Source organism: Shimazuella sp. NTD250, from assembly GCF_059510375.1.
On sequence record NZ_JCAJZS010000001.1, the window covers coordinates 454743 to 477836 of the forward strand.

Here is a 23094-nt window from a genome sequence, read left to right on the forward strand (position 1 = left end):
TTTTTGTATGTCCATTGCCAATTAGCAAATGATAACGCAAAGGAGTTAATGCTATGAATCAAAAATGGTTTTACCCTGTACTCATTCTTTCTACCATCGCCAGCGCAGCAGCAAAATTTCTCGGCGGCAATCAATCCCTCCAGTTTGCCCTCGCTTGTCTATCCTTATTATTTTGGGCAGGCTTGCTAGGAAAGGCTACTGAAAATGTAGCACATTATGCTGGAGAGAGGTTAGGCGGATTATTGAACGCCACATTTGGAAATGCAGCGGAATTAATTATCGCCATCTTTCTCGTAAAAGAAGGACTATTCGACATGGTGAAAGCCAGTATCACCGGTTCTATTATCGGTAACTTACTACTGGTGTTAGGATTGAGCGTTTTTGTCGGCGGATTAAAATTTAAAATTCAAAATTTTAACCCGCTTCTGGCCGGCCATAATGCGTCCTTGATGATGCTTGCAGTCATCGCTTTAGTCGTTCCTGCTGTCTTTCTTAAAGATCTGCCTGCTGTTAAGATCAATAATGTGAGCCTTATTATCGCTTCTGTACTTATTATCGGTTATTTATTATGGCTCTACTTCTCCCTTGTTACACATAAAAAGGAACTTGGCGAAAACATTGATGGGGCCCCAAACCGCGAACATGAAGAGCCTGATTATTCCATGGGAATGTCCATCTCGCTTCTCGTCGTTTCTACTGTGTTTGTTGCCATCCAGAGTGAATGGTTAGTACATACGGTTGAACATGTAGCAAAAGCATTAGGTTGGTCAGAATTATTTGTTGGTGCTTTCTTGATTGCCATTATCGGCAATGCCGCAGAACATAGTGCTGCTGTCTTCTTAGCGATGAAAAATCGCATCGGTGCTGCTGTAGAGATTGCGATCGGCAGTAGTTTGCAGATTGCCTTGTTTGTAGCTCCAGTACTTGTATTTGTCAGCCTTTTGTTTCATAAACAGATGAACTTAATTTTTACAGCATATGAATTAACTGCCATTGGCGTATCAGCCATTATCGCATCTTCTATCTCCAGGGACGGCTCGACGAACTGGTATGAAGGAACCCTGCTCTTAATCGTCTATATTATTTTAGGTACGGTATTCTTTGTTGTTTAGTCCACCTGCTAGGTGGGCTTTTTTCTTTGCTTCTCATAGGAAAATAACAGATAAAGAAGAAGTAAGAGGAGATAGGAGGAATGGAAAATGTCCGTTTGGCGCTTTGAAAGAGAAGTAGAAAATATAAAAATCGAGATTTCCCGTTTGGAAAAGGTCATGAATGAAAAACAAGATGACTTCCAACTTGCTACGAGAAGAGGAGACGAGTCCAAAGCAAGACAAGATCGAAGAAGACAGCTGCAAATTAGCAGCAAAATCCGCATGCTGACTCGAGAGCTGATCTTAGCAGAAAGAAAGCTGGAGCAAATTATGGAAGAGACAAATACAAAAATATCCCCTACAAATAGCGGGGATATGCTAACCTTCTAAAAGAATCGTATATAAATCTGCTAATTTTTGTTCTAGTTCATGTAAAAGTTGCTGACCATCTTCTCGATAGATCAAACCAACTCGAACTGCAAAATCAATCTCCCGAGACAATCCAAACATTTGCGTATCTAGAACTTCTTCGTATAAAGGACACTTAGGTAGAGTTAAGTTGGCGAGTTGGACTGCGATCAACTGCTCTATTTTTTTTGCATCTTCTCGCAAAAGGAACAATGCCTTCTGTTTACTATCAGTCTCTATTGGAGCGGTCAAGAATGAAACCCCCTATCTACCGTAGGTACACGGTTCTTCTTGAATATCTATGTTCATTATAAATATCGTAATGCACCTATGCTACAATTAGTTTATCATGAATAAGATCATTTTTGCAAAAGACTATAGAGAAGAGGATAAAAGCTTATGCATGACATCATTCTAGTAACCGGAAATGTAAAATTTAAAATCACACTCGATCCAACCATATGGATCTTTGATGACCGTCGTTTTGAACTCGAAGACCGCATCCCAGAAACCAATGGATTAGCTATTGAAATAGAACCCTTCATCCACAATACAGTACCCGCTGAGGATACTACGCATGCTGTCTGCCATCTTCAAGACGGGGAAAAAATTCATGTTCCTTTAGCAGCTCTACTGTCCAGTTACCTCTGTTTTGCCATTGATGGAAAACCGATCAAAGAAGGTGGACCTGCACTTCTATACTTTGCAGATGGTTCGAATAAGGATAATCCAATAAGAGGTATTAGAGAAATAGAAATGGCCTAGAGTGCCTCTTATTTCCCTTATTTGGAAAAGACGAGGACACAAAATGAATCAAAAATTGATCAACACCATTAATAAACACGGACCACAAAATCCTAAATTAAAGCTTGTAATCCACTTATTAGCTTTAATCTTCCTTTTTGCAGTTGGTTATTGCCTCTTGTTTTTATTAAATGCACATCTCGTCACCGCCATATTAATTGTTGGCTGGACTTTTTTATTTCCCTTTGTCTCTTTGCCTCTCACCATTCGAGCTTGGAAACAGTATAAAAATTAAGAAATTGGCGATCATTGTCCGAACTAAAGGAGATGATCGCCTTTTTTACTGTTACTTTAAAATGCTATTTTTCATGTACCAATTACAGGCTGTTTGTTAAACTACTGTTCTCTATTCGTATAATGTCTTTTTTTTACTATTGTAGCTTCAGTTTTAAAGCAGGGCGCACGCCGTCACGAGCCAGACTGAAATTTGCATAGCTGCGAATACTGTAACTTGGACCGACAAAAAACGCACGTGAAGACTTGTTTCCTTGTGTTCGCAGCCACCACCAGGAACAGCCAGCTTCTTCATCATTTCTGATGATATAGTTATCTTTGTTCGTTTTATCGTATACGTATAAACTGCATCCATCGGGTTTTTTCGTTTTGGCAAATTCCGTTCCAACTGCCTGCCGCAAATTCTTGCTGTGCATATCAGATAAATCCTTTATCTCAGTAACGCTGAGCAAAAAAACTTTGTCCTTTGTATCTGGAGTTCCTTCTCCATTGTCTGTGCAATGAGTCGTCTTAATAAATTCCTTTTCGGTGACATTGAATGCAGTGTTGTAGAATCCATCGTTCAGCCACTTGCGCAAATCACAGTCACACCACGTAATATCCACACAATCATGCCAGGTAGTATCCACACTCATACCGTGATATCGCTTGCAGTCCAAAATGTACTCGCTCAAAAGAAACAGCTCTCTCCCTGAATTTTGGAGCACCCGCCACTTTATTGGAGTCCTGTCCGTGCCATCCGCCGTCTGTGGATAAGTGCCGAAAATAATGATTTCTCCAGACTTTGCTTTTCGCATAGTATTTTGGAATTGTGAAGTCGTTTCTGAGCTTGATTCGGATTTCAGACTTTGCGAGGTCAGTTTGTCCTCATCATAATAGGAATGGAACATGTGTGAACCTCTTCTTTCGTTATATAGTATTGGCAAACTTTCATAGGCTTATATTAAACACTGTCTGCGTTTATTTCTAATGAATCGGAAGATTTGTATTTCATAATCGGAATCATAACCAATGCACCGATCAAAAGGAGCATACCTGCACCCGTGTAAATCGATACAAGCGAATAGGTGCTTTTCAAAGCTCCAGCAAAAGACATGGATAATACCATCATTCCCATAAACATCGGATTGAGCAATCCGTTCACTCGTCCAACAATAGAGGAATGGGACCATTTTAAGATCATGGTACTAATCCCAATATGAATACATGGCGTTACCAGCCCATTTATAAATTGTATGGTCAGCGTTAGTGTCACACTTGTTGAATATCCAATGATAACCGTACAAAGTGCACTAGTCATCATTCCAAATGCAAGCAGATATTGCGGTTGGATGCGCTTTGCGATAACCGCAATGACCCCGCCTCCTATCAGCATGGCTCCCCCGCTCACCATCAACATGTACTGCAAAAATTCTTTTGATTTACCCAATCTCTCTGTGACGATGAACAAGTTGAGTGCTTGAATCAGGCCGACAGCCAAACCAGCCAAAGCAAACGTAACTCCAAGGGTTCTGAGCAACGGTCTCTTCCATACATAACGAAAACCTTCCATAAATTCTCTTTGAAATTGGTTCTTTTCCATTTTCGAAGCGGGTTTGATCTTATCTTTTGGCAATCGTATGAGGACAAGAGCCGAAAACAAAAATACAAATCCCATGACCATAATCGATATTTCCAGTCCGAAGTTGCTGTAACAAAACGTTCCCAACATGGGGCCAAGAATCGAGAAAGTTGCCATTAACGACTGAAATAACGCCATCATTTGCTGTAACTGATGCTCAGGAACATGCTCCTTAATAAGTCGCATTCCCGATGGTTGTGAGAACTGAGACAAGATAGCCGAGATAAACGTTACAAAATATACCAACTGCCATGTACCAAAGTGTATAGCTGACAAAACTAGAAATACCGAGACGGCAGAAAGCAAATCGCACCAGATCATAGTCTTTCTTGGCATCCAACGATCTGCAAACGTTCCGCCAATAAAGGAAAATACAAATATTGGCGAAAATTCAGCCAAACTGATTAACGATATCGAATATGGATCATTGTGGGTTTTATCTGCGACATACAGCAATATAGCGAAATTCCGCACCCATATTCCAATCTGCAAAAGTATATTTGATAATATAATTGTTTGCACGAATCGATTGCCGACCAAACTCGACTCCTTTACAGCTTCTTGCTTTGAGTTCAAATTTATTCACTCCTTTTTTCATTCATCCTTATTCCTTTTAACCTGTGTACAATCGTACTACATTGACGCAATCTTTCGGTTTATAAACAAAAACTACTTGATTTCTCTAGTTTTTTTTCATTTAATATTGTTGCTGGACTTTAAGCTTACACTTTAAATAATGGGGAATCCGATGGATATTTTCTATACACCTAAACAAATCGCCGAACAACTAAATGTCAGTACGACAACCTTACGAAGGTATGAAGAGCTGGACTTGATACCCGATGTTCCAAGAACAGCCAGCAACCGCAGATACTATACACCTTCACATCTGCAAGCCTTTACCAGCCTTCGAGCACTGCTTAAAGGATATAATATTCCTACTGCCTATGAAGTAATGAAAAAGATAAAACAAGGGCAAACAGAAGACGGGCTTTGGTTAATCAATCAGCAGTTACACGATATACATATGGAAAAACAGCGAGTGGAATCCATCCTAAACATGATCCAACAAACCGATTTTGCAAAATACAAAAATAATAAGATAACCGATGCGATGACAATTGGGGAAGTCGCAAAAATATGCGGAGTCAATCCCTCCGCCATCCGACATTGGGAAAAAGAAGGATTGATTCGATCAGAACGAAATACTCAAAATGGATACCGGATATTTACAGCCCGTGAACTAAGAAAAATTATCGTGATCAGCAGTTTAAGAAAAACGGTTTACTTCATAGAAAGCATGAAGCAGCTGCTCGATGATCTGGACACAAGAAACTTGGAAAGCGTCAAAATTTCCTTTCAACGTGCTATCAAACAACTAAATGATCAATTGACAAAACAATATGAAGCGATCGCTGCAATGATGAAATACATCCAAATGAGATGAAGCTTTGCATAACTAGGCAAATTTCATTTACTACTTCAGTTGAGTAAAAAGAGAAACAAATAATCCCAGCGAAGATACCCGTCCAAGCCTTGAGCACAAGTCTCGTTAAGTCGCTATACACCTAGTCTTTCTTTGTTTGGCTGTAGGGTATTTTGTATTTCGGAGGACAGTCGTGGAAGACATGGATAACCTGTTCACGAAGTGATAGGATTAGGCTCAATGCTGTCAGGATAGCAGCTCCATGGCTGCGCGTTCTTTATCCGCAATCTCAAGCAAAAGTTTCGACGCATGCTGTAGCTCTTGTTGGTTACCTGTTCTCCCCATAAGGTCGATCGAAGCAGAAACACTGACCCACATTGGAGCAATCTCCGTAAACAAATGGTGGGCTTGTTCGATTTTCGGGTCTTCCAATAGATCAATACATTCTTTTAGGAAATCCCTGTACAGATTCCGAAACAAAGCACCGCCGGTTCCAGCACGCTCCATCAACAAAGCTGTCAGGTATAAATCATGTTCGATATTGTTACTGCGGGATGGCCACTTCAAGATTTCAGCGCTCATTTTAACAATGCCTTTATTTCCTATATTGCGAATGGGCGGGTTCAAATAGTCATACGAATTCTTGGTCAAGGAAGCACGTACAGCAGGAATAAGCGGTGGCAAGGCGTCGATCGGCTCAAGTGTAAAAGAACGATTCCTGGAACTCATGGACCCCTTCGCGTTTCTGGCCGCAGCCAAGCTGGTCAACCGCGTCTTCACCAATCCTCCCTGTTGTCTAGTGTCCGCCATATAGGCATATTCGTCATCGATACCGTATAGGACCGCATAGTGACCGGCAAAGTGCACTTTATTCATGAAATAGTCCAAGTAATAAGAGTCCAATTTTAACCCGACCGGAATGCCGTGTCCGATGCAGCTTTGTACATTCTGCCACGCTTTATCGACAGACGATGTTTCTTGGATTCTGACGGTCAACCCCAGCCGGGCAGTAAGATTGGCCGTCAATACATCCGGTTTCACCCTTCCTCCGATGAACGGAAAGTCCATCCTCTTCGAGTCCCAATATATAAATCCGAGCCCTTGCCCAAGTCCGAACAGCATCGGTTCCGACAGCTGGACTCCCTTAAATTGCAGCAAATTCCCTATGGCGGTCGTTTCACAATGTTCGCCTTGATAGAAAACGAAACCATCAATGATTTTGGTCATATTCCTCTGTCTCCTCTAACAATTCTTTAACTAGATCAGCAACAAACGCTCGCTCGCTTTCGATGAGGCTTATCCGATGCAAGAATAGCGCTCTTACGTTCAGCGGCAATCGAACGCCGCCTTGCAATTCATACTCTAGCTCTATCTTTTTTGAAGTCACTCGAAGAAAATTCAACCGATTTCGCAAAGCTTCCACAGCCTCGTCCTTCCTGACAAGATGCAAAGCAGCCAGGCCGAGATCGAAACGGCTGTCGCGCTCTCGTGCAGATGACAAACTGTCTAGTATTTCTTGTTTCAGCTTGGCAATACCGGCTTTGGTGAGGGAAAAACGATTCGGCACAGGTCCCTTGCCGGATTTTCCGTCGGATTCCTCGGTTACAATCCAACCTTTATTGCTCAGCTTCTTCAGTCCTGCGTAGATCGAAGTCGTACCGATATTCGCCCATTCCCGATAACCGCGTTGATCAACTAATTTTTTAATATCGTACCCGGAAGCCTGACGACATTCCTCAATCATTTGCAGCAACATAAATTCTACATTTGAAATTGGGTGCATGAAAGAGCTCCTTTATTTTAATAGTTCATATATGTAATATAACACTAGTGAAATAGAAGTTCAATAATCAGATCTATTAGGGAACATGACTTATCAGCTTTGATTGACTGAATTTCTTGCCGTGATCGCTGAAGAAATAGGCGGGGCTGACCGTCCGGTGTTCATGAGGGGATTGAACTAACCTGACAACATTGGGTTATATTTTAAAAATAGCATCTATCGTAAATTACTCCATTTTTTTATAAAGAAAATTGACAAAACAATCGAATCGTATAAAGTTACACGTAAAGGATACAAGGTGATTTCATGGATAAAGAGACAATTATACAAGTATTATCAGAACAATTTAAATTAGTAAGAACCGAATTTGACTACCATCAAGAAGAAATGGCTATGATACTTGGAATTTCTAAAAAAACACTGGTACAAATTGAAAAAGGCCGTCAAACGGCAACATGGATACAGATCGTTTCCTTAAGTGCTCTCTTCCAAAACAGCACCATACTACAAAATGCATTAGGCGGTAATCCACTAGAAGTCCTTCAAACAATTGCTCACACTCACTATGAGCGGCAAAGACCAAAAACGTTAGGCGGGAAAGTTTGGTGGGTGGAAAAAGAAAAGCAGAATGGATTTGTTTTACAGAAAAATGTGATAACAAATCATTACCGTATTTTGGATCACGAAAACCGCCGATGGGACAGCTCGTTTGATCAGGATTTCATCTATGAGCGCTTTAAAGAAAGAATTAGTTCGAAGGAAGGATAGGGGTATTTTTATTTTTTCCGTATGAAGTTTCATTATTTAGGATTATAAAGTTATTTTGTAGAGACTGTGATTTCCAATACGAATAAAAGAACTTGGCTAAACAAAATAACGTAATATTTTGGATAAATCTCTTGTTAGAGCTTTATCCTTTTTGTAGGATTCATTCCGGTGATAATTCGGAAGAATATGAGGCTACTCCTTCCATGATTACTTGTAAAATAATATTACTCATTTGGTCTGAAGAAATGGATATCGGTTTTTGACTCCATTGGACAGTTGGTCCAAATATTGCCCAACTCACAGTATTTACTATTGTTTCAAGAGTACTAATATCTTGTCTGTCATCATGTATTCTTTGTTTTATTAATTCAAACAAGAACTGAGTTAATTCTTGATGGATTACTTCCTCAAGAAGGGGAGCTGGTACAATTGAGGGCGGATTTTGATGATGGTATTTATTCTCAAAACAATCTAATATCGTTCTGATGATTATATGCAAGGTCTTTTTATCCCATTTGGGTTCGGGAGGGAGTGCATCCTTTAGCAATTGTTGGAAATTTCTGCGAATGAAACTATCCAGTAATGTATATTTATCTGCAAAATGGAGATAGAAAGTCCCTCGATTTACATTAGCTCGATCTGTAATATCTTGGATGCTCATTGACATAAAGCCTTTTTCACGAATAACTTCCCTAAACGACTGTTGTAGTAATTGACGCGTGCGCTGAACACGTCTATCTTCTCTCCTTTTTGAATTCTCCATAGACTATCCTCCTCTTTCCATCCATTACGATTTTCTCAACAAGTTTTCTATTATGTTCAATATTCAACATCAACACATATCTGATTATTGAGGATTCGTGTATTCATTCTTAGTATAGAGGATAGGAAATGATATAGAAATATAAAAAGTATAAAGGAGAAAAAATATGCAACCACCAGTATCGATTCGTGAAAAATATACAACAGCTATTCATGCACTTAGAGATATAGCCAATGGGTACTATTCTTTAGGAAGATTTGATGATGCGAAACAAGTTATTCGTCAATTACTTTTACTAATAAATAAAAAGGAAGTACTACAAGAGGATCATCTTAAACTATTACTTGCATACGGTAAAATACTCGTTGTTAATCAATTTCTTAACAATACGGACACTGAACTTATGTTTTCGGTCATTTCCGATGCAAAACAAATTGCGGAAGATACAAATGATCAACCAAGGTTAGCAGATTCCTTAAGCTTGCTTGGACAGGCACATTATTTCTCTACCCTCAATAATAGTGCATTAGGGCACTTTCCTCCCGAAAAATTGGATGAAATATTAAGGTATTACCAGCAAGCATTCAATCTTCGAAAAGCATCCCAAAATACGAAAGGAATTAGCGAGTCTCATTTTTTAATGGGGAATGTCTATCAGTTTAGACAACAATATGATCTAGCTCAAGAAAACTTCATTGAGGCTAAGAGAGTTGCTGAACAATATGATCATCTATCTGAAAAAGCTGAACCAGCCCGTCACCTAGCATATCTAGCATTAATGAAAAGTGATTTAGATCAAGCACTTCACTACGCATTGGAAGCTCTAAATTTTCGTGAAGAAGAAGGATTTAAACCCTATATTCCCTTAGATCATCTTTTAATTAGTGATATCTATTTAAAAAAAGAAGATACATCAAAAGCTTTGTTTCATACTCAGCAAGCACATGCGATTGCTGAAGAACTCGGAATAAAAAGACTGTTAGCCAATGCCTTCATTAGTTTTGGGGATATTCAAACAACCAAAAACGAGATTTTGCAGGCGAGAAGAAATTATGAAAAAGCTCTTGTACATATGCAAGAGATACAACTTCCCTTTGGCATTTCCAAAGCTAAAGATTGCCTCAATCGACTTAATAGGAAACACCCCAACAAATGAAAAAAGACTTGAGAACCACTAAGTCGATGGAACTCAAGTCATTTCGTGTTATACAGATAACTTAGGTATAACCCGTTTCTTATTCGTCCTGAGGCCATGTATTAGAATACACCTCAGAAGTGAAACGGGTACTTTGTGCCGCTTGACTTGGATTTGTGTATGTTTGTTAGCAAATTTGCTCCAGAGAGTAAAAAGTAATAAGTAGGACGCCTCACACAGATGGGGCGTTTTCTTATGTGTATAGCGTTTAAAAAGGTAGACCACTGAGGGAATAGCAAAATGTCTTCTATATAGCGTGAGAGGTAATGCAACTGGATGGCTTCAGTTCATGACAGACCACTATATCAACACAACATCAATTAAATGAAACCTTTGCCAAATCCAAGACGAGGTAAAATGAATTTAATGGCAATTAAGATTAAGAAGATTATCATCGAATCACCTCTTCCTATCATTGGAGTATCAGTAGCTATATATCTTATGTGGTGGTTTTTAAGTTTGTAAAGGTATCTAACCTATTTTTTTGTTCAATGTAAAATTAATTTGGGAGTTGAGATATGCACGCGGGTGGTTTTCATTTGGAGGGGAACCAATCCATTGCAAATTGTTTCCAATCATATTTTTATGCCAATAAAAAGGCACTGAAGTAAACATCTATAATGATTATTTCTTATATGACAAGTAAATATATTAGATAGGAAACAATATTCTATAAAAGTGTAATTAAAATCTAGTAGACACCATTCCGCTGATGAACAGGTGTCTATTTTGATCCAGTTGTTGAAGTGAATGATTTATCATCATAACCCTTTATACACATTAAAAATGTTCCTGACTTAAAAACCAGTCTAGTTTGACTGGTATGGTAGTTGATCTTATGAAGTTACTGTTTCATCATCATCACCCATATAGGTAATCGAAAAATTAAAGTATGTCATAAAAATCCCCCTTCATTGTCTGACCAAGTTTTCTCTGAAGAAAATATAACTTCTCCGCCCATTGAGAAAATTCTTTTCTGTCATTAATTTTATCAAAACAACCAGCCAATTCATACACAGCAGTATACTTTTGTTCTAAGTATCCATGTTTATCGCAGAGTACAACTGCTTCTTTAAATAATGAGATAGACTTCTCGTATTTTTCTTGCTTTTTTGTACAAATCCCAGATACAATCAAGATTTTTGTTAATCGAACATCATCATTGATTTCCCTACCTATAAGTAAAGCATTTTCCATACACTCTTGAGCTTTTGACCATTCATGTTGAGTTGTATACAAATTGGTCAAATAGGTATAAGCATCTGCATGTCTTCGAGGGGATTTTCGCTCAGCATCTATGTCTAAAACAAGATTAAAATATTCGTGAGCTAGTTCATATTTTCCCTGTTTTAAATAAATGCTACCTAGGATATTTAAAAAATCAAGCAGTAAACTTTTTGGCAATAAGTTTCGCTGGGTAATCTCAATACTTTCCTTGCAACATTGTTCTGCTTTTTCTAGTTCATTATTCTTTATCAAAAGAGAACAATGAGATTTATATAAGTGTAATTTCACTTGTATTCTCTGAATCTGATGAATGGATGACCAAATTTGTTTTATGCACTTGAATGCTTCTTTGATTTGTCCTGATTTGTTTAAATAAAATATGTTGTTACAGATTAAGGCATATTTAATTTCATTTTGTTCTTCTATTTGAAATTGCTTTAGACCTTTTTGTATATAACGAATTGCACCATGAATATCGTTTTGCCTATAAAAACACGTACTTAGCTCGTTATAACATTTTGCAACCAAGTGTTGTTTCGCTAAAAATACCTGTTTTTTACAAAGATCAAGCGTCTTTGTCCATAGTTTTTGTGCTCTTTCGATGTTATGAAGAAAAAATACATGTAATCCCTTCAAGTAATTAGCATAAGGAAATAGAGCGTGATATTCCTTAGGCATATATCTATTAAGAAGGTCTTTTGCCTGTGTTAAATCCCCATCATTTAACATGTTCTCTACACATTCCAACTTTCGCCGCAATGTCTCCATCTCCAGCAATTCCCGCCGTTTTAGCTCCTCCACTCCCTTTCGATCATACCCAAGAGTTTGAAACAAATAGAATACCTTACTCTCGGATGGGTTTCCCTCCATATTTTCGATGTGGGAAATGGTACCCATCGAAATATTTTCGTCTTTTAAGTTCTCCAACGTAAGCCCTTGATCCAATCTGATCTTTCTAGCTATGTATGCAAGAAGGGGTAAATCGTTTTGAAAGGTCATTTGTTTCCCTCGCCCCGATCATTTTTCATAAATTTATCCCATATTATGATGGATTGGTCATTTAATGGCAAATATTCTTTTTTCATTGGAGATTATGAATTATATTGAAAAGGATTTTGGATAAAGGGTTTTTCCAGTTGTTTTTGTTTCCATCAACACAAATATTCAATTCTAATAGTGGCATAGATTGAAACATTCATTATTGATGGAAATTTATGCATTTAGATTTAAAGACCTATCACGCAAAAAGCCCAACAAGATGTTGGGCTACTACGAAAATCATATGAATGGGAAATATCAGCTATTTTGGATGGTTTGATCTAATTTCTTTGCAAATTCCTGAGGATGTGCTACCAATCCCACATGATTACCAGGAAATTCAGTTACCTGTAATTTGAGGAGTTCTGCTAATGCTTCTGTATATCGATAAGGGAAATAACCCTTTGATTCTGAGCCAGCAGCAGAGATGATTTTCATGGATGAGTGACTTAGAGCAGATTTCAGTTTAGAAATATCTAACACAAAATCTTTTAAGGCAGGGACTTCATGCAAGATGAAAAAGTTAATATCTTTTAATTTTTGTTCTGTGAGGTTTATGGGTCTTTCAGGCTTATAAACAGCTTTTATTCCCATTTTATCCGCGAAGTCTGTCATCGCTTTAATGCCATCTGTTTGGAAATCTTTGTTTAAATCATGTAAGGTTTTTGCTGCTTCTATCCGTTCCGATCCCGTTAATAGTTCTGGCATCGGCGGCTCAAATGCAATAAGAACTTTAATTTGTTTTGGATGGTGAGCAGCTAAATCTAAGGCGATCACCGCTCCAGAGCTGCATCCCAATACGTATGCAGGTTTATCTGTGAGATGAGCCAGTAGGAGACTTGCGTCTTCGCTATGTGTTCTTATTTGGTAAACTTCATTTTCATCAGAAAGCTTACTTCGGCGATGTCCCCTGCGATCATAAGTGACAACTGTATATCGATCGGAAAGATCATCTGTAATCGGAAAAGAATCTGCATCTCCATTTCCACCATGGATAAGAAGGAGAAGCGGTCCTGATCCTCGTTTCTCATAGTAGATAGTAGAGCCTGAAACCGCCAATGTTCCTTTTTCTATTTTCTTCATTGCTCATTACCCCTGTCTTTTTTATCTTCTTTTTAAGCGTACCTTTTGTATGAAGGATAAAAAATGCAGAGAACAATTAGGAAATAAATTTTACATACAAAAGAAGCACCGATTTTTAAGAATCAGTGCTTCTTCTATTCAACGGGAATAAACGATTTTTTTAATACTCTCTATCGATAGAAAATGCTCCTCGGATAACCGAGCGATTGTTTTTCCTTTTTGGAACGATTGTTTGATAAGTTGATTTCGTTCATCCATTAATTTTCGGGAACCTGTACATGTACCCCATTTCTTGTAGGATGATTTTGTCTTCGGAATATACAATGTCTCTCCCTGTACATACTTTTGAATCTCTGTCAGCAGTCTCTCCGGTAGAATAGCAGTAGCGTTTCTGCTTGCCATTGATGCCAGCTCCTTATTTTTTATGATCGGAAATAAGGGGCAAAGCTATTATCGAAGAGGTTTACTTTGGCGATTTAGAGTATCTCCCCCTCATGCAAAGTATCGCCCTTCTCGATAACAGTCTTTGCATGAGACGTTGCGGAATCTAGCTGTAGGTGATAAAACCTTAATTTCACTAGAACCACCTCCTCTAAACAAAAATCCACTAAAAGAATAGCATCATACTTTAAAAGAATAAAATTTTGGTGAAAAAATCGAAAAAAAAATACAGATTCATTCTATCAATAATATCCAAAAAGGAGCGAACCAAGTGTCGTGGTTCCCATAAGAAAAATCGTTCAAATAAACGGGATTATTCTTTTTTTTAGAAATATAAATTCTTTGATAAACGTAGTTTGACAACTCCACACGTCTAAAACCGTGGGATTCTTGGGTAATCCTTGGTATTCCAAGGAAGTTTACCAAGCTTAGACCGTGTGCCCCACGGCAAGTAATCTTCTACCTTCTTGCAAAATGTTTTTGGCAGCATTAATGTCCCGGTCATGGTGCTCGTTGCAATTTGGGCATGTCCATGCCCGCATTTTAAGTTGCTTCACTTCTTTGTTTATATAGCCACAACACGAACAAAGCTGGCTGGATGGGAAGGATTTTCCTACTTTCACTACTTTTCTTCCGTATTCTTTCGCTTTGTATTCTAACATCGTAACAAACTCCGACCACGAAGCATCTGTGATGGATTTCGCCAGCTTATGATTTTTCACCATGTTCTTCACTTGCAGGTTTTCGATACTGATGACTTGGTTTTCGTTCACCAGTTTCGTGGATAGTTTATGTAAAAAATCATGGCGGGCATGGGTGATTTTCTCATGAATGCGGGCCGCTTGGATGCGGACTTTGTGCCAGTTGGAACCGTCTTTTTTTCTACGTGCCATCGTTTGCTGCGCTTTTGCTAGCTTTTGTTCATATTGACGAAAATATCGGTTCGCATTTATTTTCGTTCCATCATCAAAAATAGCAAAGTCTTTCAGCCCCAAATCGATGCCAATGGCTTCTTTTCTCGCGGGAACGGATCGCAAGTAGCATCCCTCGCAAAGAATGGATATGTTGTATTTTCCTGCCTGTGTTCGACGGATCGTGACGGACAAAATACGCCCACTTATTTCTCGGGAGGAAACAAACGTTACCCATCCTAATTTTGGTAATTTGATTTTGTTTCCTTCGATTTCGATGGTCGATCTTCTATTTTTGGGATAATTACACTGACTCGTATACGCTTGCACCCGATTTTTCCTACTTTTGAAACGCGGGGCATTGTTTTGTTTTTGGAAAAATCGCTGGAAGGCATCGGCAAGATGTTGGAGTGTATTTTGCAGGGAAGTAGAATCGACTTCTTTCAGCCACGTTAACTCCCGCTTTTTCTCCGTCAGGAAACGGGAACAGATGGTATAGCTCAACCCTTTCCCGGTTTCTTGATACACTTTGTTCCATTCGCCAAGAAAATGATTGAATACAAAACGGCTACAGCCAATGGATTTGTTGATTAGCGTTGCTTGTGCTTTAGTCGGTCGAAGACGGTAGGAAAATGCTTTATGCATGGGATCACCTCCCTGTTGGAATTTTGGGAATATTATAGATCGTATGTTTGCCATTTGTCAAGTATATCCAAAAAATAGTCTTAGACTTGCGAGATGACAAAAAGTTATCTCGCATCTGACGATCATTTTGATCTCACGATTCAAATTGTGGATTTTCTCGCTCGCAATGCTATAATCAGAATAAGTCAGTGAGGGTAGTTACCCTCATCGTCGATTAGATGGGAGCACATTGTGTTGCTCAAAACGTTCGGTTGGTCGTTCGCTGTCACAGTGATCGGCCTGATCGCTGCCGTCTTCTACGGAGGATGGCAGGCATTCGGCATCGTGGCGATCCTCGGGGTCCTTGAGATCTCGATGTCGTTCGACAACGCGGTCGTCAACGCCGGAATCCTGAAGAAGATGAATGCCTTCTGGCAGAAGATCTTCCTCACGGTCGGCGTGTTCGTCGCAGTCTTCGGCATGCGGCTGGTCTTCCCAGTCGTGGTCGTCGCGATCAGCGGTAAGCTAGGTCCGATCGATGCGGTCAAGCTGGCGCTGTTCCACAAGGTGCAGTACCAGCAGATCGTCACCGACGCTCACCCGGCCATCGCAGCCTTCGGCGGGATGTTCCTCTTGATGATCTTCCTCGACTTCATCTTCGAGGACAGGGACATCACGTGGCTGCGCTGGATCGAACGGCCGTTGGCCAAGCTCGGCAAGGTCGACATGCTGTCAGCCTGCATCGCTCTGATCGTCCTGCTCATCACCTCCTTCACCTTCGCGACCCACGCCCACCAGCACGGCGGCGCGTACGTCGACAAGGCGCAAACGGTCCTGATCGCCGGCATCGCCGGTCTGATCACCTACATGATCGTCGGCGGCCTGTCCAGCTTCTTCGAGGACAGGCTGGAGGCAGCAGAGGAGCAGGAGCGCGAGGAGGAGGAAGAGGCCAAGCGCACCGGCAGGCCGCGTTCCGCGGTCATGCTCGCGGGTAAGGCTGCGTTCTTCATGTTCCTCTACCTGGAGGTTCTGGACGCGTCCTTCTCCTTCGACGGCGTGATCGGGTCGTTCGCCATCACGAACGACATCGTGCTGATGGCGCTCGGTCTCGGCATCGGTGCCATGTACGTCCGGTCGCTGACCGTGTACCTGGTTCGCCAGGGCACGCTCGACGACTACGTCTACCTGGAGCACGGCGCTCACTACGCGATCGGCGCACTGGCCGTGATCCTGATGGTCACCATCCAGTACGAGATCAACGAGGTCATCACCGGCCTCACCGGTGTCGTGCTGATCGGCTGGTCCTTCTGGTCATCCGTCCGGCGCAACCGCGTACTGGCGGCGGCCGAGGCCAAGACTGTGGCTGCGAAGTAGTACAACAAAACAACCGAATATCTCCATCTTGCCCTCCGCATTCCAGCTAGGTGTGTGGGGGGCAACACTCTATTTTTTGTAAAATCAGAAATTTTATCCCTCTTAAATAAATAGTTCGAGATTATAAACCAAAACTTCTGGTAAAGATATGAAAGACTTGAGGAATGAGGGGACACATCCGGAAATTTTTCAATTCTCCTACTAACCCCATCTTGTTTCTTCCTCAGGCATTAGCTTTTTCCCCTTCATTTGGTTTGTAAAATAATTCGTTCATCGGAGGTCCCCGTACACACCCATCAGGCTAAGAAAAGTAAAATAGCTATCCTATTAGATATCTATTTGAAGAGTCTGTCTGACCACCACACTTCCCATTGTCGACATGTATTTTTAGAATTCTTAAATAATTATCTTGAAAATTCTTGTTTTCGTATACTATACTTAACATTGGATGGGTGGAGGGTAGAGTACCTGTCAAGAGGCGTCTGGCATAGCTAGATTTTGCAGAATAATGATGTATCGGTCTACATCACTGCAGAGGGTGTAGAAGTCCCTCCGTCTTGGCCGTCCTCCGGCCACTCGCTAAAACGCGAGTGGCCGGATACAAATCAAATTTGGAATGTTGAATCGATTCCCAGTCTAAAAAGTTCGATTAATATAAAATAGAGCAATCACCCAAACCGAAAAAAACACGACATCCTTTCTTTTTTCATTCCTAAAGAAAGAATAGCGTGTTTTTTTCGGTTTGCGGGACTATTTTATTTTTAGCTTGATGGGCACGTACGGTGACCCATCATCGTTCACACCTCACGTTACTGTTTCTATGTAGAACATACAGGTTTTAAACTGCTGTCCAGTATATGACTTTATATATACACTCCTAACAAATAAATCACGTCACATTTTGCTAGAGAACAGAACGGGTTGAAGTAATCAAATCAATTGAGAAGAATAGTTGATTTATTTGATTTTGTTATCTTCCCATTTTTGTGCCCAATTTCGCATTTCAGTAAGAACATATTTAAAGTCTCTTCCTTTATCCGTTAAAGAATATTCCACGGTTACAGGAACGGTAGGAAACACGTTTCGGTTGATAATGCCATTTTGTTCTAGATGGCGAAGTGTATCTGTTAATGATTTCGTACTGATGCTGTCTAAACTTCTCCGTAATTGATTAAAACGTTTCGGACCATTATAAAAAAGTTGGCCGAGAACCAAGAATGACCACTTTCCACCAAGGATTTGCGTTGCCTGATGAATAGAGAAAAGACATTTTTCCTCTTCTGAATTTGTACCCATGTTATTCATCCTTACAAAAATATAGTAAGTTTATTATTTGAAACAATATATAAAACTATTGCCTACTTTAAATAGTATTCCATAGCATCTACAATATCAATAGATGGATTATTTACACATACTTAGACAAGTACAACAAAAACATAGAGGAGAAGAAAAATGACATCTTCAAAAACAATATTAGTAATAGGAGCAACTGGACAACAAGAAGGAGCAGTTGCAAGACAGTTAGTGGAAAACGGATGGAAAGTTAGAGCATTAGTACGTGATCCTAATAAAACAGTTTCGCAATTTCTTCAGAAACAAGGTGTCGAAATGGTACAAGGTGATTTGGACAAACCTTTTTCCCTGTTGGAAGCAATGAAAGACGTTTACGGTGTTTTTAGTGTTCAAGCATTGGATTTTGATGATCTTGAAAAAGAAGTGCGTCATGGGAAAACTGTTGCTGATATTGCCAAAAAAGCGGAAGTATCACACTTTGTTTACAGTTCTGCTGCTGGTGCAGATCGTAAGACAGGGATAACCTCTTTTGAAAATAAGAGAAGAATAGAACAATATATTTACTCTTTGAATCTGCCAGCCACCATTCTTCGACCTGTTATGTTTATGGATAACTTCCAGTTTGTTCTTCATCAAGTGAATGGACAAATTAATCTTCCCTATATGGGTGCTCCTGAAACAAAAGTACAAATGATTGCTGTGCATGATATTGGTGTACTCGCTAGGAAGGTATTTGATAATCCCAGTGAATATATTGGAAAAGAGCTTGAAATTGCTGGAGATGAGCTTACTGTTATACAAATCACAGAAACAATTCATAAAGTTTTTGCTATACCTGCACAATACCAATCATCAGCTCCGGAATCCGTACATGAGCATGATGGAATAAAAGCTACCCAGTTCTTTGAGAGAGAAGGTTATAAGTCAGACATAAAATCTCTACGACAACTCCATAAACAGCTATTGGATTTTGAAACTTGGTTACGTCAATCCGCTATACAAGTGTAGATATAAACAAATAAACTGACGCTTAACGTACAAGCAATTGGTTTATTTGCCATTGTGTACTACTGTTGACTGATCCAATGGATCATATGACCCTCATTTCTCAAATCGCTCAGAATAACCCTAGTAGGATTATAGAAACTGAGTACTGCTATATCACCTACTCAAATGTTGCCTTTTCCAACTTAACTGATTTCCCCTTTACTTGCTTTAATGTCGCCACGATAAGAAAGCTGATAATCACTAGTAAGAGCCAAGAACTTATTTTTCCAAAATCAACAAGACTCCATGCATCGATTTGATTTGGATATTGCCATGCTCCAAAGAACGTTGCAATATTTTCGGCTACCCATATAAAAAATCCAATGAGAACAAAAGAAAGTGCGAGTGGCATACGGTAACGAGTTTTATTAACCTCGAATGTTACCCATGACTGCCAAAAGATGATAATGACAAGTCCGCATAAGCCCCAACGAACATCGATCCAGTAATGGTGAGTAAAAAAATTCACATAAATCGCCGTTGCAAGCGAGACAACAACGAAAAACGGCGGCCAATTAACCAGTTCAACCTTGAACCTCCTCCACGCTTGACAAAGATAGCTGGCGACACTCGCATACATAAATCCGCTGTACAAAGGCACTCCCAAAATTTTAAAATAACCTTCCTCTGGGTAAGCCCAGGAACCCATATGTACTTTGAAAATTTCAAGAGCCAGTCCAATAAGGTGGAACAAGGTGATAACTTTTAACTCATCTCGTGTTTCCAATCCAAAACGCACCATCCCGACTTGCATCAAAAGGCAGATAAGAAGCAGCCAATCATACCGTGGCAAGAAGGGAAGGGGAATTATTTTTGTAAAAGCCAAAGAAGCAAAAATAACGACAGGAAACAAACAGGATAAAGCTTGTTCCCATCCAAAACGAATGAGTTGTTTTCCCGCTCTCATGATTTATGCCTCCATTTGTGTGTAGTTACATACATGAGTAGCTCCCCTTAAATGATGAGAATCTTCTTGTCCCATCTCATCTTTTCTATTCCAACATCTTATATCCGGTTTTCTTCCTCTGTTCGGTACTCCAAAATATCTCCAGGTTGACAGTCCAAAGCCTTACATATCGCCTCTAACGTTGTTAATCGAATTGCTTTTGCCTTTCCATTTTTCAATATGGAAAGGTTAGCCATTGTTATTCCCACTCGCTCCGAAAGTTCCGTGACACTCATTTTTCTTTTTGCGAGCATCACATCAATATTGATAATAATCGCCATGTTATTCACCTCAGATCAGACTATTAAATCATTTTCCGCTTTTATATCGATGGCATTTTGTAAAAGTCTTTGGAGTACAGCAGCGAAAACTGCGATAACAATGGAAACAAACATAAAGACCAACCCGATGACGATGAAACCTGGAGCATCATCCATCTCCGCCAGAAGATAAAAGAGTGGCATACCTAGTAAATATAAGATACTGATTGAAATCGCACAGTGTTTTATATTCTTTAATGATCTTACAGATAATTCCGAGAAAGCTTTATTCATATCAATGTAGTTTAAAAGTTTAAAAGCTTGATACAGAGCAATGTAAAAAGGTACCGCAGTGGCATACAAATCGATGAAGACAAGATATTTCATATAAGCCATTTCTGGAAATAATTCTGCTGCAAGATTCGCTATCTTTGGAACCAAAAATATGCACAAAGCAAGGATTGGAATACCTATAAGAATAACTGCCAGCTTTAGAAAAAGAGTAGACCCGCGATTCATGAAAAGCACCTCACTTGTTTGTCGATAAGTTGACTTTACCACTTTATTTATCGTTTTACAATAAAAAAATATCCCATTGGAATATACTATTATCGTTATAGAATCTGTTCGATTCTAAACAAGAGAAAAAGCATTTCTTATGATAAGAAATGCTCTGTATAACTTAAAACTATTTCATTTATGATCATTCCACTAGTTCACGCAAAAGAGGAACACTTACTCATGATTTCCTCCTCTTTTGGTGATGATTCTATTTTATCACTAAATTCATTAATATCTAAATAAATACATAAATCAATATTATACACTTTCACAAACGGGTAAAAACATGAATCTTCATCATGTACATGAAGCTATAAATTAAATGCATAACTTCTACAATGAGAGAACTCCAAAAAAACAGGCAACCGTCACCAATTGCAAAAGGTAACGATCGCCATTATTTTTAACTATCTACTCCATAGACTAGAACTATAATTTTCCTACTTCAAATTCTCCGGATTTAGTGCCTTCAGATCATCTACAACAAACAATCCATCTTTGCGGATCAATTCCCCATCAAAGTAAATTTCTCCACCACCGTATTCTGGACGTTGAATGCAGACCAAATCCCAGTGAATCGCCGAGCGGTTGGAATTGTCTGCTTCTTCGTATGCTTGACCCGGGGTAAAGTGGAAGCTGCCATTGATCTTCTCATCAAATAAAATATCGCGCATTGGATGGTTAATATTTGGGTTAACTGCAAGGCTAAACTCCCCAATGTATCTCGCACCTTCATCGGTATCAAAGATTTGATTGATCTTCTCCGAATTATTGGCAGTAGCGTTGATGATTTTGCCATTTTTAAATTCCAGTTTTACATTGTCAAATAAGAATCCATTGTAGATGGTTGGTGCGTTGTATTGGACTGTCCCGTTCACAGAGTTTTTCACTGGAGCTGTGAAAACTTCTCCGTCTGGAACATTGTGTTCCCCAGCGCAACTGATGACAGGAATCCCTTTGATGGAAAACTGCAAGTCTGTTCCTGGGCCTTTGATATGTACATGATCAGCTTTTTCCATTCTAGCTACTAATGGACGCATCGCTTTTTCCATTTTGACATAATCAACATTGCAAACATCAAAGAAATACTTCGTAAAGCCTTCTGTACTCATGTTGGCAAGTTGTGCCATAGAGCCTGAAGGATAACGAAGTACTACCCATTTTGTATTGTTCACCCGTTCTTCGGTATGGACTGCATGGGAGTATGTACGGCTGTATTGGCTCATCAAATCGTCTGGAACATCGCTATATTCACTGATGTTTTCGCTTCCACGAATACCGATATAGCAATCCATTTTTTGCATCTGTTCCAATCCGATTTGGGTCCAGAAATCCAAGTGATCTGAATTTGTACCCAGTAATAGACTACGGTGTACAAGTTGATCTGTTAATTGTACAAAGGGAAGTCCTTTGGCTTTATATACTTCTTGCACCAATGCAACAGCTAGTTCTTTATCTTGGCCGAATAAATCGATCATTACCTTTTCTCCTGGTTGTACTCTACAGGAGTGATTGACCAAAATATGAGCTAAGGTAGACACACGCTCATTTACCATAATTAAGAAACCCCTTTTCCAAATTAAGATTCACAGGTAGAATAGGTAAGGTAATACAATACCATCCATTTTATCAGAAAAAGTGTTTCGCGGGGTAAAGAAAAATAAAAAATTAGGGGGATACATAAATGTTTCGCGTTCAGCAACCAACTGGCACCAAAGAAGAACAATATACATCCATGATCAAACAACTGAAATCCCTTTTGGAAGATGAGCGGGATTGGTTAGCAAATATGTCTAACACGGCAAGCTTTTTAGCGAATGCGCTCCACGAGATAAATTGGGTTGGGTTTTATGTTATGAAACAAAATGAGTTGGTATTGGGACCATTCATGGGAAAACCTGCTTGTGTACGCATCGCTGTTGGAAAAGGAGTTTGTGGAACAGCAGTCGCTGAAAAGCAAACTCAAGTCGTAGCAGATGTTCACCAGTTTCCCGGACATATCGCTTGCGATGCAGATTCCCGTTCTGAAATCGTGATCCCTCTTGTCGTCGGAAACAACGTGATCGGTGTACTAGATATTGATAGTCCTGTTTTAAATCGCTTTGAATCCGTTGATAAAACATACCTTGAACAGCTTGCTGCCGTTTTGATGGAAGCAACCGACTGGAAACCGCTTTTATAAGACCTTGGTTT

Annotated in this window: 25 protein-coding genes; 10 read left to right on the top strand and 15 right to left on the bottom strand. The window is 39.6% G+C overall.

From position 1 onward, the window contains the following. The first annotated feature begins 53 nt into the window (after positions 1 to 53). Together cax and AC5WOF_RS02410 are read left to right on the top strand one after the other, a co-directional pair. Entirely contained in the window at positions 54 to 1112 is a 1059-nt protein-coding gene (gene cax, locus AC5WOF_RS02405; RefSeq protein ID WP_496048354.1) for a calcium/proton exchanger, read from the top strand. 87 nt (positions 1113 to 1199) lie between these two features. Further along, positions 1200 to 1481: a hypothetical protein gene (locus AC5WOF_RS02410; protein ID WP_496048355.1), complete on the top strand. Its 282-nt coding sequence runs from the start codon at positions 1200 to 1202 to the stop codon at positions 1479 to 1481. On the opposite strand, the gene AC5WOF_RS02415 is transcribed toward AC5WOF_RS02410, so the two are convergent. Beyond that, positions 1470 to 1751: an Fpa/YlaN family protein gene (locus AC5WOF_RS02415; protein ID WP_496048356.1), complete on the bottom strand. Its 282-nt coding sequence runs from the start codon at positions 1749 to 1751 to the stop codon at positions 1470 to 1472. The genes AC5WOF_RS02410 and AC5WOF_RS02415 overlap by 12 nt on opposite strands. Positions 1752 to 1898: 147 nt before the next feature. Here AC5WOF_RS02415 and AC5WOF_RS02420 point away from each other — a divergent pair, with 147 nt between their 5' ends. Next, positions 1899 to 2264, top strand: coding sequence for a hypothetical protein (locus AC5WOF_RS02420; RefSeq protein ID WP_496048357.1), 366 nt, complete (start codon positions 1899 to 1901; stop codon positions 2262 to 2264). A 43-nt stretch (positions 2265 to 2307) separates the two neighbouring features. After that, positions 2308 to 2538, top strand: a complete 231-nt coding sequence (locus AC5WOF_RS02425; protein ID WP_496048358.1) for a hypothetical protein — start codon at positions 2308 to 2310, stop codon at positions 2536 to 2538. Between the two features lie 136 nt (positions 2539 to 2674). On the opposite strand, the gene AC5WOF_RS02430 is transcribed toward AC5WOF_RS02425, so the two are convergent. Together AC5WOF_RS02430 and AC5WOF_RS02435 are read right to left on the bottom strand one after the other, a co-directional pair. Next, complete coding sequence (locus AC5WOF_RS02430) at positions 2675 to 3427, bottom strand: DUF6273 domain-containing protein (RefSeq protein WP_496048359.1); 753 nt, start codon at positions 3425 to 3427, stop codon at positions 2675 to 2677. A 53-nt stretch (positions 3428 to 3480) separates the two neighbouring features. After that, on the bottom strand, positions 3481 to 4734 hold the full coding sequence (locus AC5WOF_RS02435) for an MFS transporter (protein WP_496048360.1): 1254 nt from the start codon (positions 4732 to 4734) through the stop codon (positions 3481 to 3483). A gap of 172 nt (positions 4735 to 4906) precedes the next feature. Between AC5WOF_RS02435 and AC5WOF_RS02440 the strand changes: the two genes are divergently transcribed. Continuing rightward, the gene (locus tag AC5WOF_RS02440; protein ID WP_496048361.1) at positions 4907 to 5605 is read left to right on the top strand and encodes a MerR family DNA-binding transcriptional regulator; all 699 of its coding nucleotides are present in this window, start codon (positions 4907 to 4909) and stop codon (positions 5603 to 5605) included. A 225-nt stretch (positions 5606 to 5830) separates the two neighbouring features. Here the strand turns inward: AC5WOF_RS02440 and AC5WOF_RS02445 are convergent, their stop codons facing one another. Both AC5WOF_RS02445 and AC5WOF_RS02450 read right to left on the bottom strand, forming a co-directional pair. After that, positions 5831 to 6811, bottom strand: a complete 981-nt coding sequence (locus AC5WOF_RS02445; RefSeq protein ID WP_496048362.1) for a BtrH N-terminal domain-containing protein — start codon at positions 6809 to 6811, stop codon at positions 5831 to 5833. Beyond that, on the bottom strand, positions 6795 to 7367 hold the full coding sequence (locus AC5WOF_RS02450) for a PadR family transcriptional regulator (protein WP_496048363.1): 573 nt from the start codon (positions 7365 to 7367) through the stop codon (positions 6795 to 6797). The genes AC5WOF_RS02445 and AC5WOF_RS02450 overlap by 17 nt, the downstream gene beginning before the upstream one ends. Positions 7368 to 7673: 306 nt before the next feature. Here AC5WOF_RS02450 and AC5WOF_RS02455 point away from each other — a divergent pair, with 306 nt between their 5' ends. After that, on the top strand, positions 7674 to 8135 hold the full coding sequence (locus AC5WOF_RS02455; RefSeq protein WP_496048364.1) for a helix-turn-helix domain-containing protein: 462 nt from the start codon (positions 7674 to 7676) through the stop codon (positions 8133 to 8135). Positions 8136 to 8295: 160 nt separating this feature from the next. Here AC5WOF_RS02455 and AC5WOF_RS02460 read toward each other — a convergent pair whose 3' ends face one another. Continuing rightward, on the bottom strand, positions 8296 to 8898 hold the full coding sequence (locus AC5WOF_RS02460; protein WP_496048365.1) for a TetR/AcrR family transcriptional regulator: 603 nt from the start codon (positions 8896 to 8898) through the stop codon (positions 8296 to 8298). Between the two features lie 166 nt (positions 8899 to 9064). Between AC5WOF_RS02460 and AC5WOF_RS02465 the strand changes: the two genes are divergently transcribed. Next, the gene (locus AC5WOF_RS02465) at positions 9065 to 10054 is read left to right on the top strand and encodes a tetratricopeptide repeat protein (protein ID WP_496048366.1); all 990 of its coding nucleotides are present in this window, start codon (positions 9065 to 9067) and stop codon (positions 10052 to 10054) included. A 924-nt stretch (positions 10055 to 10978) separates the two neighbouring features. On the opposite strand, the gene AC5WOF_RS02470 is transcribed toward AC5WOF_RS02465, so the two are convergent. The 4 genes from AC5WOF_RS02470 to tnpB form a co-directional block, all read right to left on the bottom strand. Continuing rightward, positions 10979 to 12319, bottom strand: a complete 1341-nt coding sequence (locus AC5WOF_RS02470; RefSeq protein WP_496048367.1) for a tetratricopeptide repeat protein — start codon at positions 12317 to 12319, stop codon at positions 10979 to 10981. A gap of 297 nt (positions 12320 to 12616) precedes the next feature. Next, positions 12617 to 13441: an alpha/beta fold hydrolase gene (locus AC5WOF_RS02475; protein ID WP_496048368.1), complete on the bottom strand. Its 825-nt coding sequence runs from the start codon at positions 13439 to 13441 to the stop codon at positions 12617 to 12619. A 138-nt stretch (positions 13442 to 13579) separates the two neighbouring features. After that, positions 13580 to 13843 (bottom strand): CD3324 family protein, encoded by a 264-nt coding sequence (locus AC5WOF_RS02480; protein ID WP_496048369.1) that lies wholly within the window; start codon positions 13841 to 13843, stop codon positions 13580 to 13582. Positions 13844 to 14310: 467 nt separating this feature from the next. Next, on the bottom strand, positions 14311 to 15438 hold the full coding sequence (gene tnpB / locus AC5WOF_RS02485; RefSeq protein ID WP_496048370.1) for an IS200/IS605 family element RNA-guided endonuclease TnpB: 1128 nt from the start codon (positions 15436 to 15438) through the stop codon (positions 14311 to 14313). Positions 15439 to 15672: 234 nt separating this feature from the next. Here tnpB and AC5WOF_RS02490 point away from each other — a divergent pair, with 234 nt between their 5' ends. After that, positions 15673 to 16791, top strand: a complete 1119-nt coding sequence (locus tag AC5WOF_RS02490; protein WP_496048371.1) for a DUF475 domain-containing protein — start codon at positions 15673 to 15675, stop codon at positions 16789 to 16791. Positions 16792 to 17748: 957 nt separating this feature from the next. On the opposite strand, the gene AC5WOF_RS02495 is transcribed toward AC5WOF_RS02490, so the two are convergent. Then, positions 17749 to 18087 (bottom strand): winged helix-turn-helix transcriptional regulator, encoded by a 339-nt coding sequence (locus tag AC5WOF_RS02495; protein WP_496048372.1) that lies wholly within the window; start codon positions 18085 to 18087, stop codon positions 17749 to 17751. 159 nt (positions 18088 to 18246) lie between these two features. On the opposite strand from AC5WOF_RS02495, the gene AC5WOF_RS02500 reads away from it, so the two are divergent. Beyond that, complete coding sequence (locus AC5WOF_RS02500; protein WP_496048373.1) at positions 18247 to 19095, top strand: NmrA/HSCARG family protein; 849 nt, start codon at positions 18247 to 18249, stop codon at positions 19093 to 19095. Positions 19096 to 19252: 157 nt separating this feature from the next. On the opposite strand, the gene AC5WOF_RS02505 is transcribed toward AC5WOF_RS02500, so the two are convergent. The 4 genes from AC5WOF_RS02505 to AC5WOF_RS02520 form a co-directional block, all read right to left on the bottom strand. Continuing rightward, positions 19253 to 20041 carry a DUF817 domain-containing protein gene (locus AC5WOF_RS02505; RefSeq protein WP_496048374.1) on the bottom strand — a complete coding sequence of 263 codons (789 nt, stop codon included), beginning with the start codon at positions 20039 to 20041 and terminating at the stop codon, positions 19253 to 19255. Positions 20042 to 20139: 98 nt separating this feature from the next. Continuing rightward, positions 20140 to 20361: a helix-turn-helix domain-containing protein gene (locus AC5WOF_RS02510; RefSeq protein ID WP_496048375.1), complete on the bottom strand. Its 222-nt coding sequence runs from the start codon at positions 20359 to 20361 to the stop codon at positions 20140 to 20142. Between the two features lie 15 nt (positions 20362 to 20376). After that, a complete protein-coding gene (locus AC5WOF_RS02515) occupies positions 20377 to 20859 on the bottom strand; it encodes a DUF2975 domain-containing protein (RefSeq protein WP_496048376.1) in 483 nt (160 codons plus the stop codon). Between the two features lie 482 nt (positions 20860 to 21341). Next, on the bottom strand, positions 21342 to 22457 hold the full coding sequence (locus AC5WOF_RS02520) for an aminopeptidase (protein ID WP_496048377.1): 1116 nt from the start codon (positions 22455 to 22457) through the stop codon (positions 21342 to 21344). Positions 22458 to 22585: 128 nt separating this feature from the next. On the opposite strand from AC5WOF_RS02520, the gene AC5WOF_RS02525 reads away from it, so the two are divergent. Continuing rightward, positions 22586 to 23083, top strand: a complete 498-nt coding sequence (locus AC5WOF_RS02525) for a GAF domain-containing protein (RefSeq protein ID WP_496048378.1) — start codon at positions 22586 to 22588, stop codon at positions 23081 to 23083. Positions 23084 to 23094 lie beyond the last annotated feature (11 nt).

Coding starts and splice junctions, on each gene's coding strand:
- AC5WOF_RS02510 (WP_496048375.1), bottom strand. CDS start 20,361: ATGGCGATTATTATCAATATTGATGTGATGCTCGCAAAAAGAAAAATG.
- AC5WOF_RS02420 (WP_496048357.1), top strand. CDS start 1,899: ATGCATGACATCATTCTAGTAACCGGAAATGTAAAATTTAAAATCACA.
- AC5WOF_RS02525 (WP_496048378.1), top strand. CDS start 22,586: ATGTTTCGCGTTCAGCAACCAACTGGCACCAAAGAAGAACAATATACA.
- AC5WOF_RS02470 (WP_496048367.1), bottom strand. CDS start 12,319: ATGACCTTTCAAAACGATTTACCCCTTCTTGCATACATAGCTAGAAAG.
- tnpB (WP_496048370.1), bottom strand. CDS start 15,438: ATGCATAAAGCATTTTCCTACCGTCTTCGACCGACTAAAGCACAAGCA.
- AC5WOF_RS02495 (WP_496048372.1), bottom strand. CDS start 18,087: ATGGGTACAAATTCAGAAGAGGAAAAATGTCTTTTCTCTATTCATCAG.
- AC5WOF_RS02515 (WP_496048376.1), bottom strand. CDS start 20,859: ATGAATCGCGGGTCTACTCTTTTTCTAAAGCTGGCAGTTATTCTTATA.
- AC5WOF_RS02480 (WP_496048369.1), bottom strand. CDS start 13,843: ATGGCAAGCAGAAACGCTACTGCTATTCTACCGGAGAGACTGCTGACA.
- AC5WOF_RS02505 (WP_496048374.1), bottom strand. CDS start 20,041: ATGAGAGCGGGAAAACAACTCATTCGTTTTGGATGGGAACAAGCTTTA.
- AC5WOF_RS02520 (WP_496048377.1), bottom strand. CDS start 22,457: ATGGTAAATGAGCGTGTGTCTACCTTAGCTCATATTTTGGTCAATCAC.
- AC5WOF_RS02445 (WP_496048362.1), bottom strand. CDS start 6,811: ATGACCAAAATCATTGATGGTTTCGTTTTCTATCAAGGCGAACATTGT.
- AC5WOF_RS02455 (WP_496048364.1), top strand. CDS start 7,674: ATGGATAAAGAGACAATTATACAAGTATTATCAGAACAATTTAAATTA.
- AC5WOF_RS02425 (WP_496048358.1), top strand. CDS start 2,308: ATGAATCAAAAATTGATCAACACCATTAATAAACACGGACCACAAAAT.
- AC5WOF_RS02450 (WP_496048363.1), bottom strand. CDS start 7,367: ATGCACCCAATTTCAAATGTAGAATTTATGTTGCTGCAAATGATTGAG.
- AC5WOF_RS02475 (WP_496048368.1), bottom strand. CDS start 13,441: ATGAAGAAAATAGAAAAAGGAACATTGGCGGTTTCAGGCTCTACTATC.
- AC5WOF_RS02500 (WP_496048373.1), top strand. CDS start 18,247: ATGACATCTTCAAAAACAATATTAGTAATAGGAGCAACTGGACAACAA.
- AC5WOF_RS02465 (WP_496048366.1), top strand. CDS start 9,065: ATGCAACCACCAGTATCGATTCGTGAAAAATATACAACAGCTATTCAT.
- cax (WP_496048354.1), top strand. CDS start 54: ATGAATCAAAAATGGTTTTACCCTGTACTCATTCTTTCTACCATCGCC.
- AC5WOF_RS02430 (WP_496048359.1), bottom strand. CDS start 3,427: ATGTTCCATTCCTATTATGATGAGGACAAACTGACCTCGCAAAGTCTG.
- AC5WOF_RS02410 (WP_496048355.1), top strand. CDS start 1,200: ATGTCCGTTTGGCGCTTTGAAAGAGAAGTAGAAAATATAAAAATCGAG.
- AC5WOF_RS02460 (WP_496048365.1), bottom strand. CDS start 8,898: ATGGAGAATTCAAAAAGGAGAGAAGATAGACGTGTTCAGCGCACGCGT.
- AC5WOF_RS02440 (WP_496048361.1), top strand. CDS start 4,907: ATGGATATTTTCTATACACCTAAACAAATCGCCGAACAACTAAATGTC.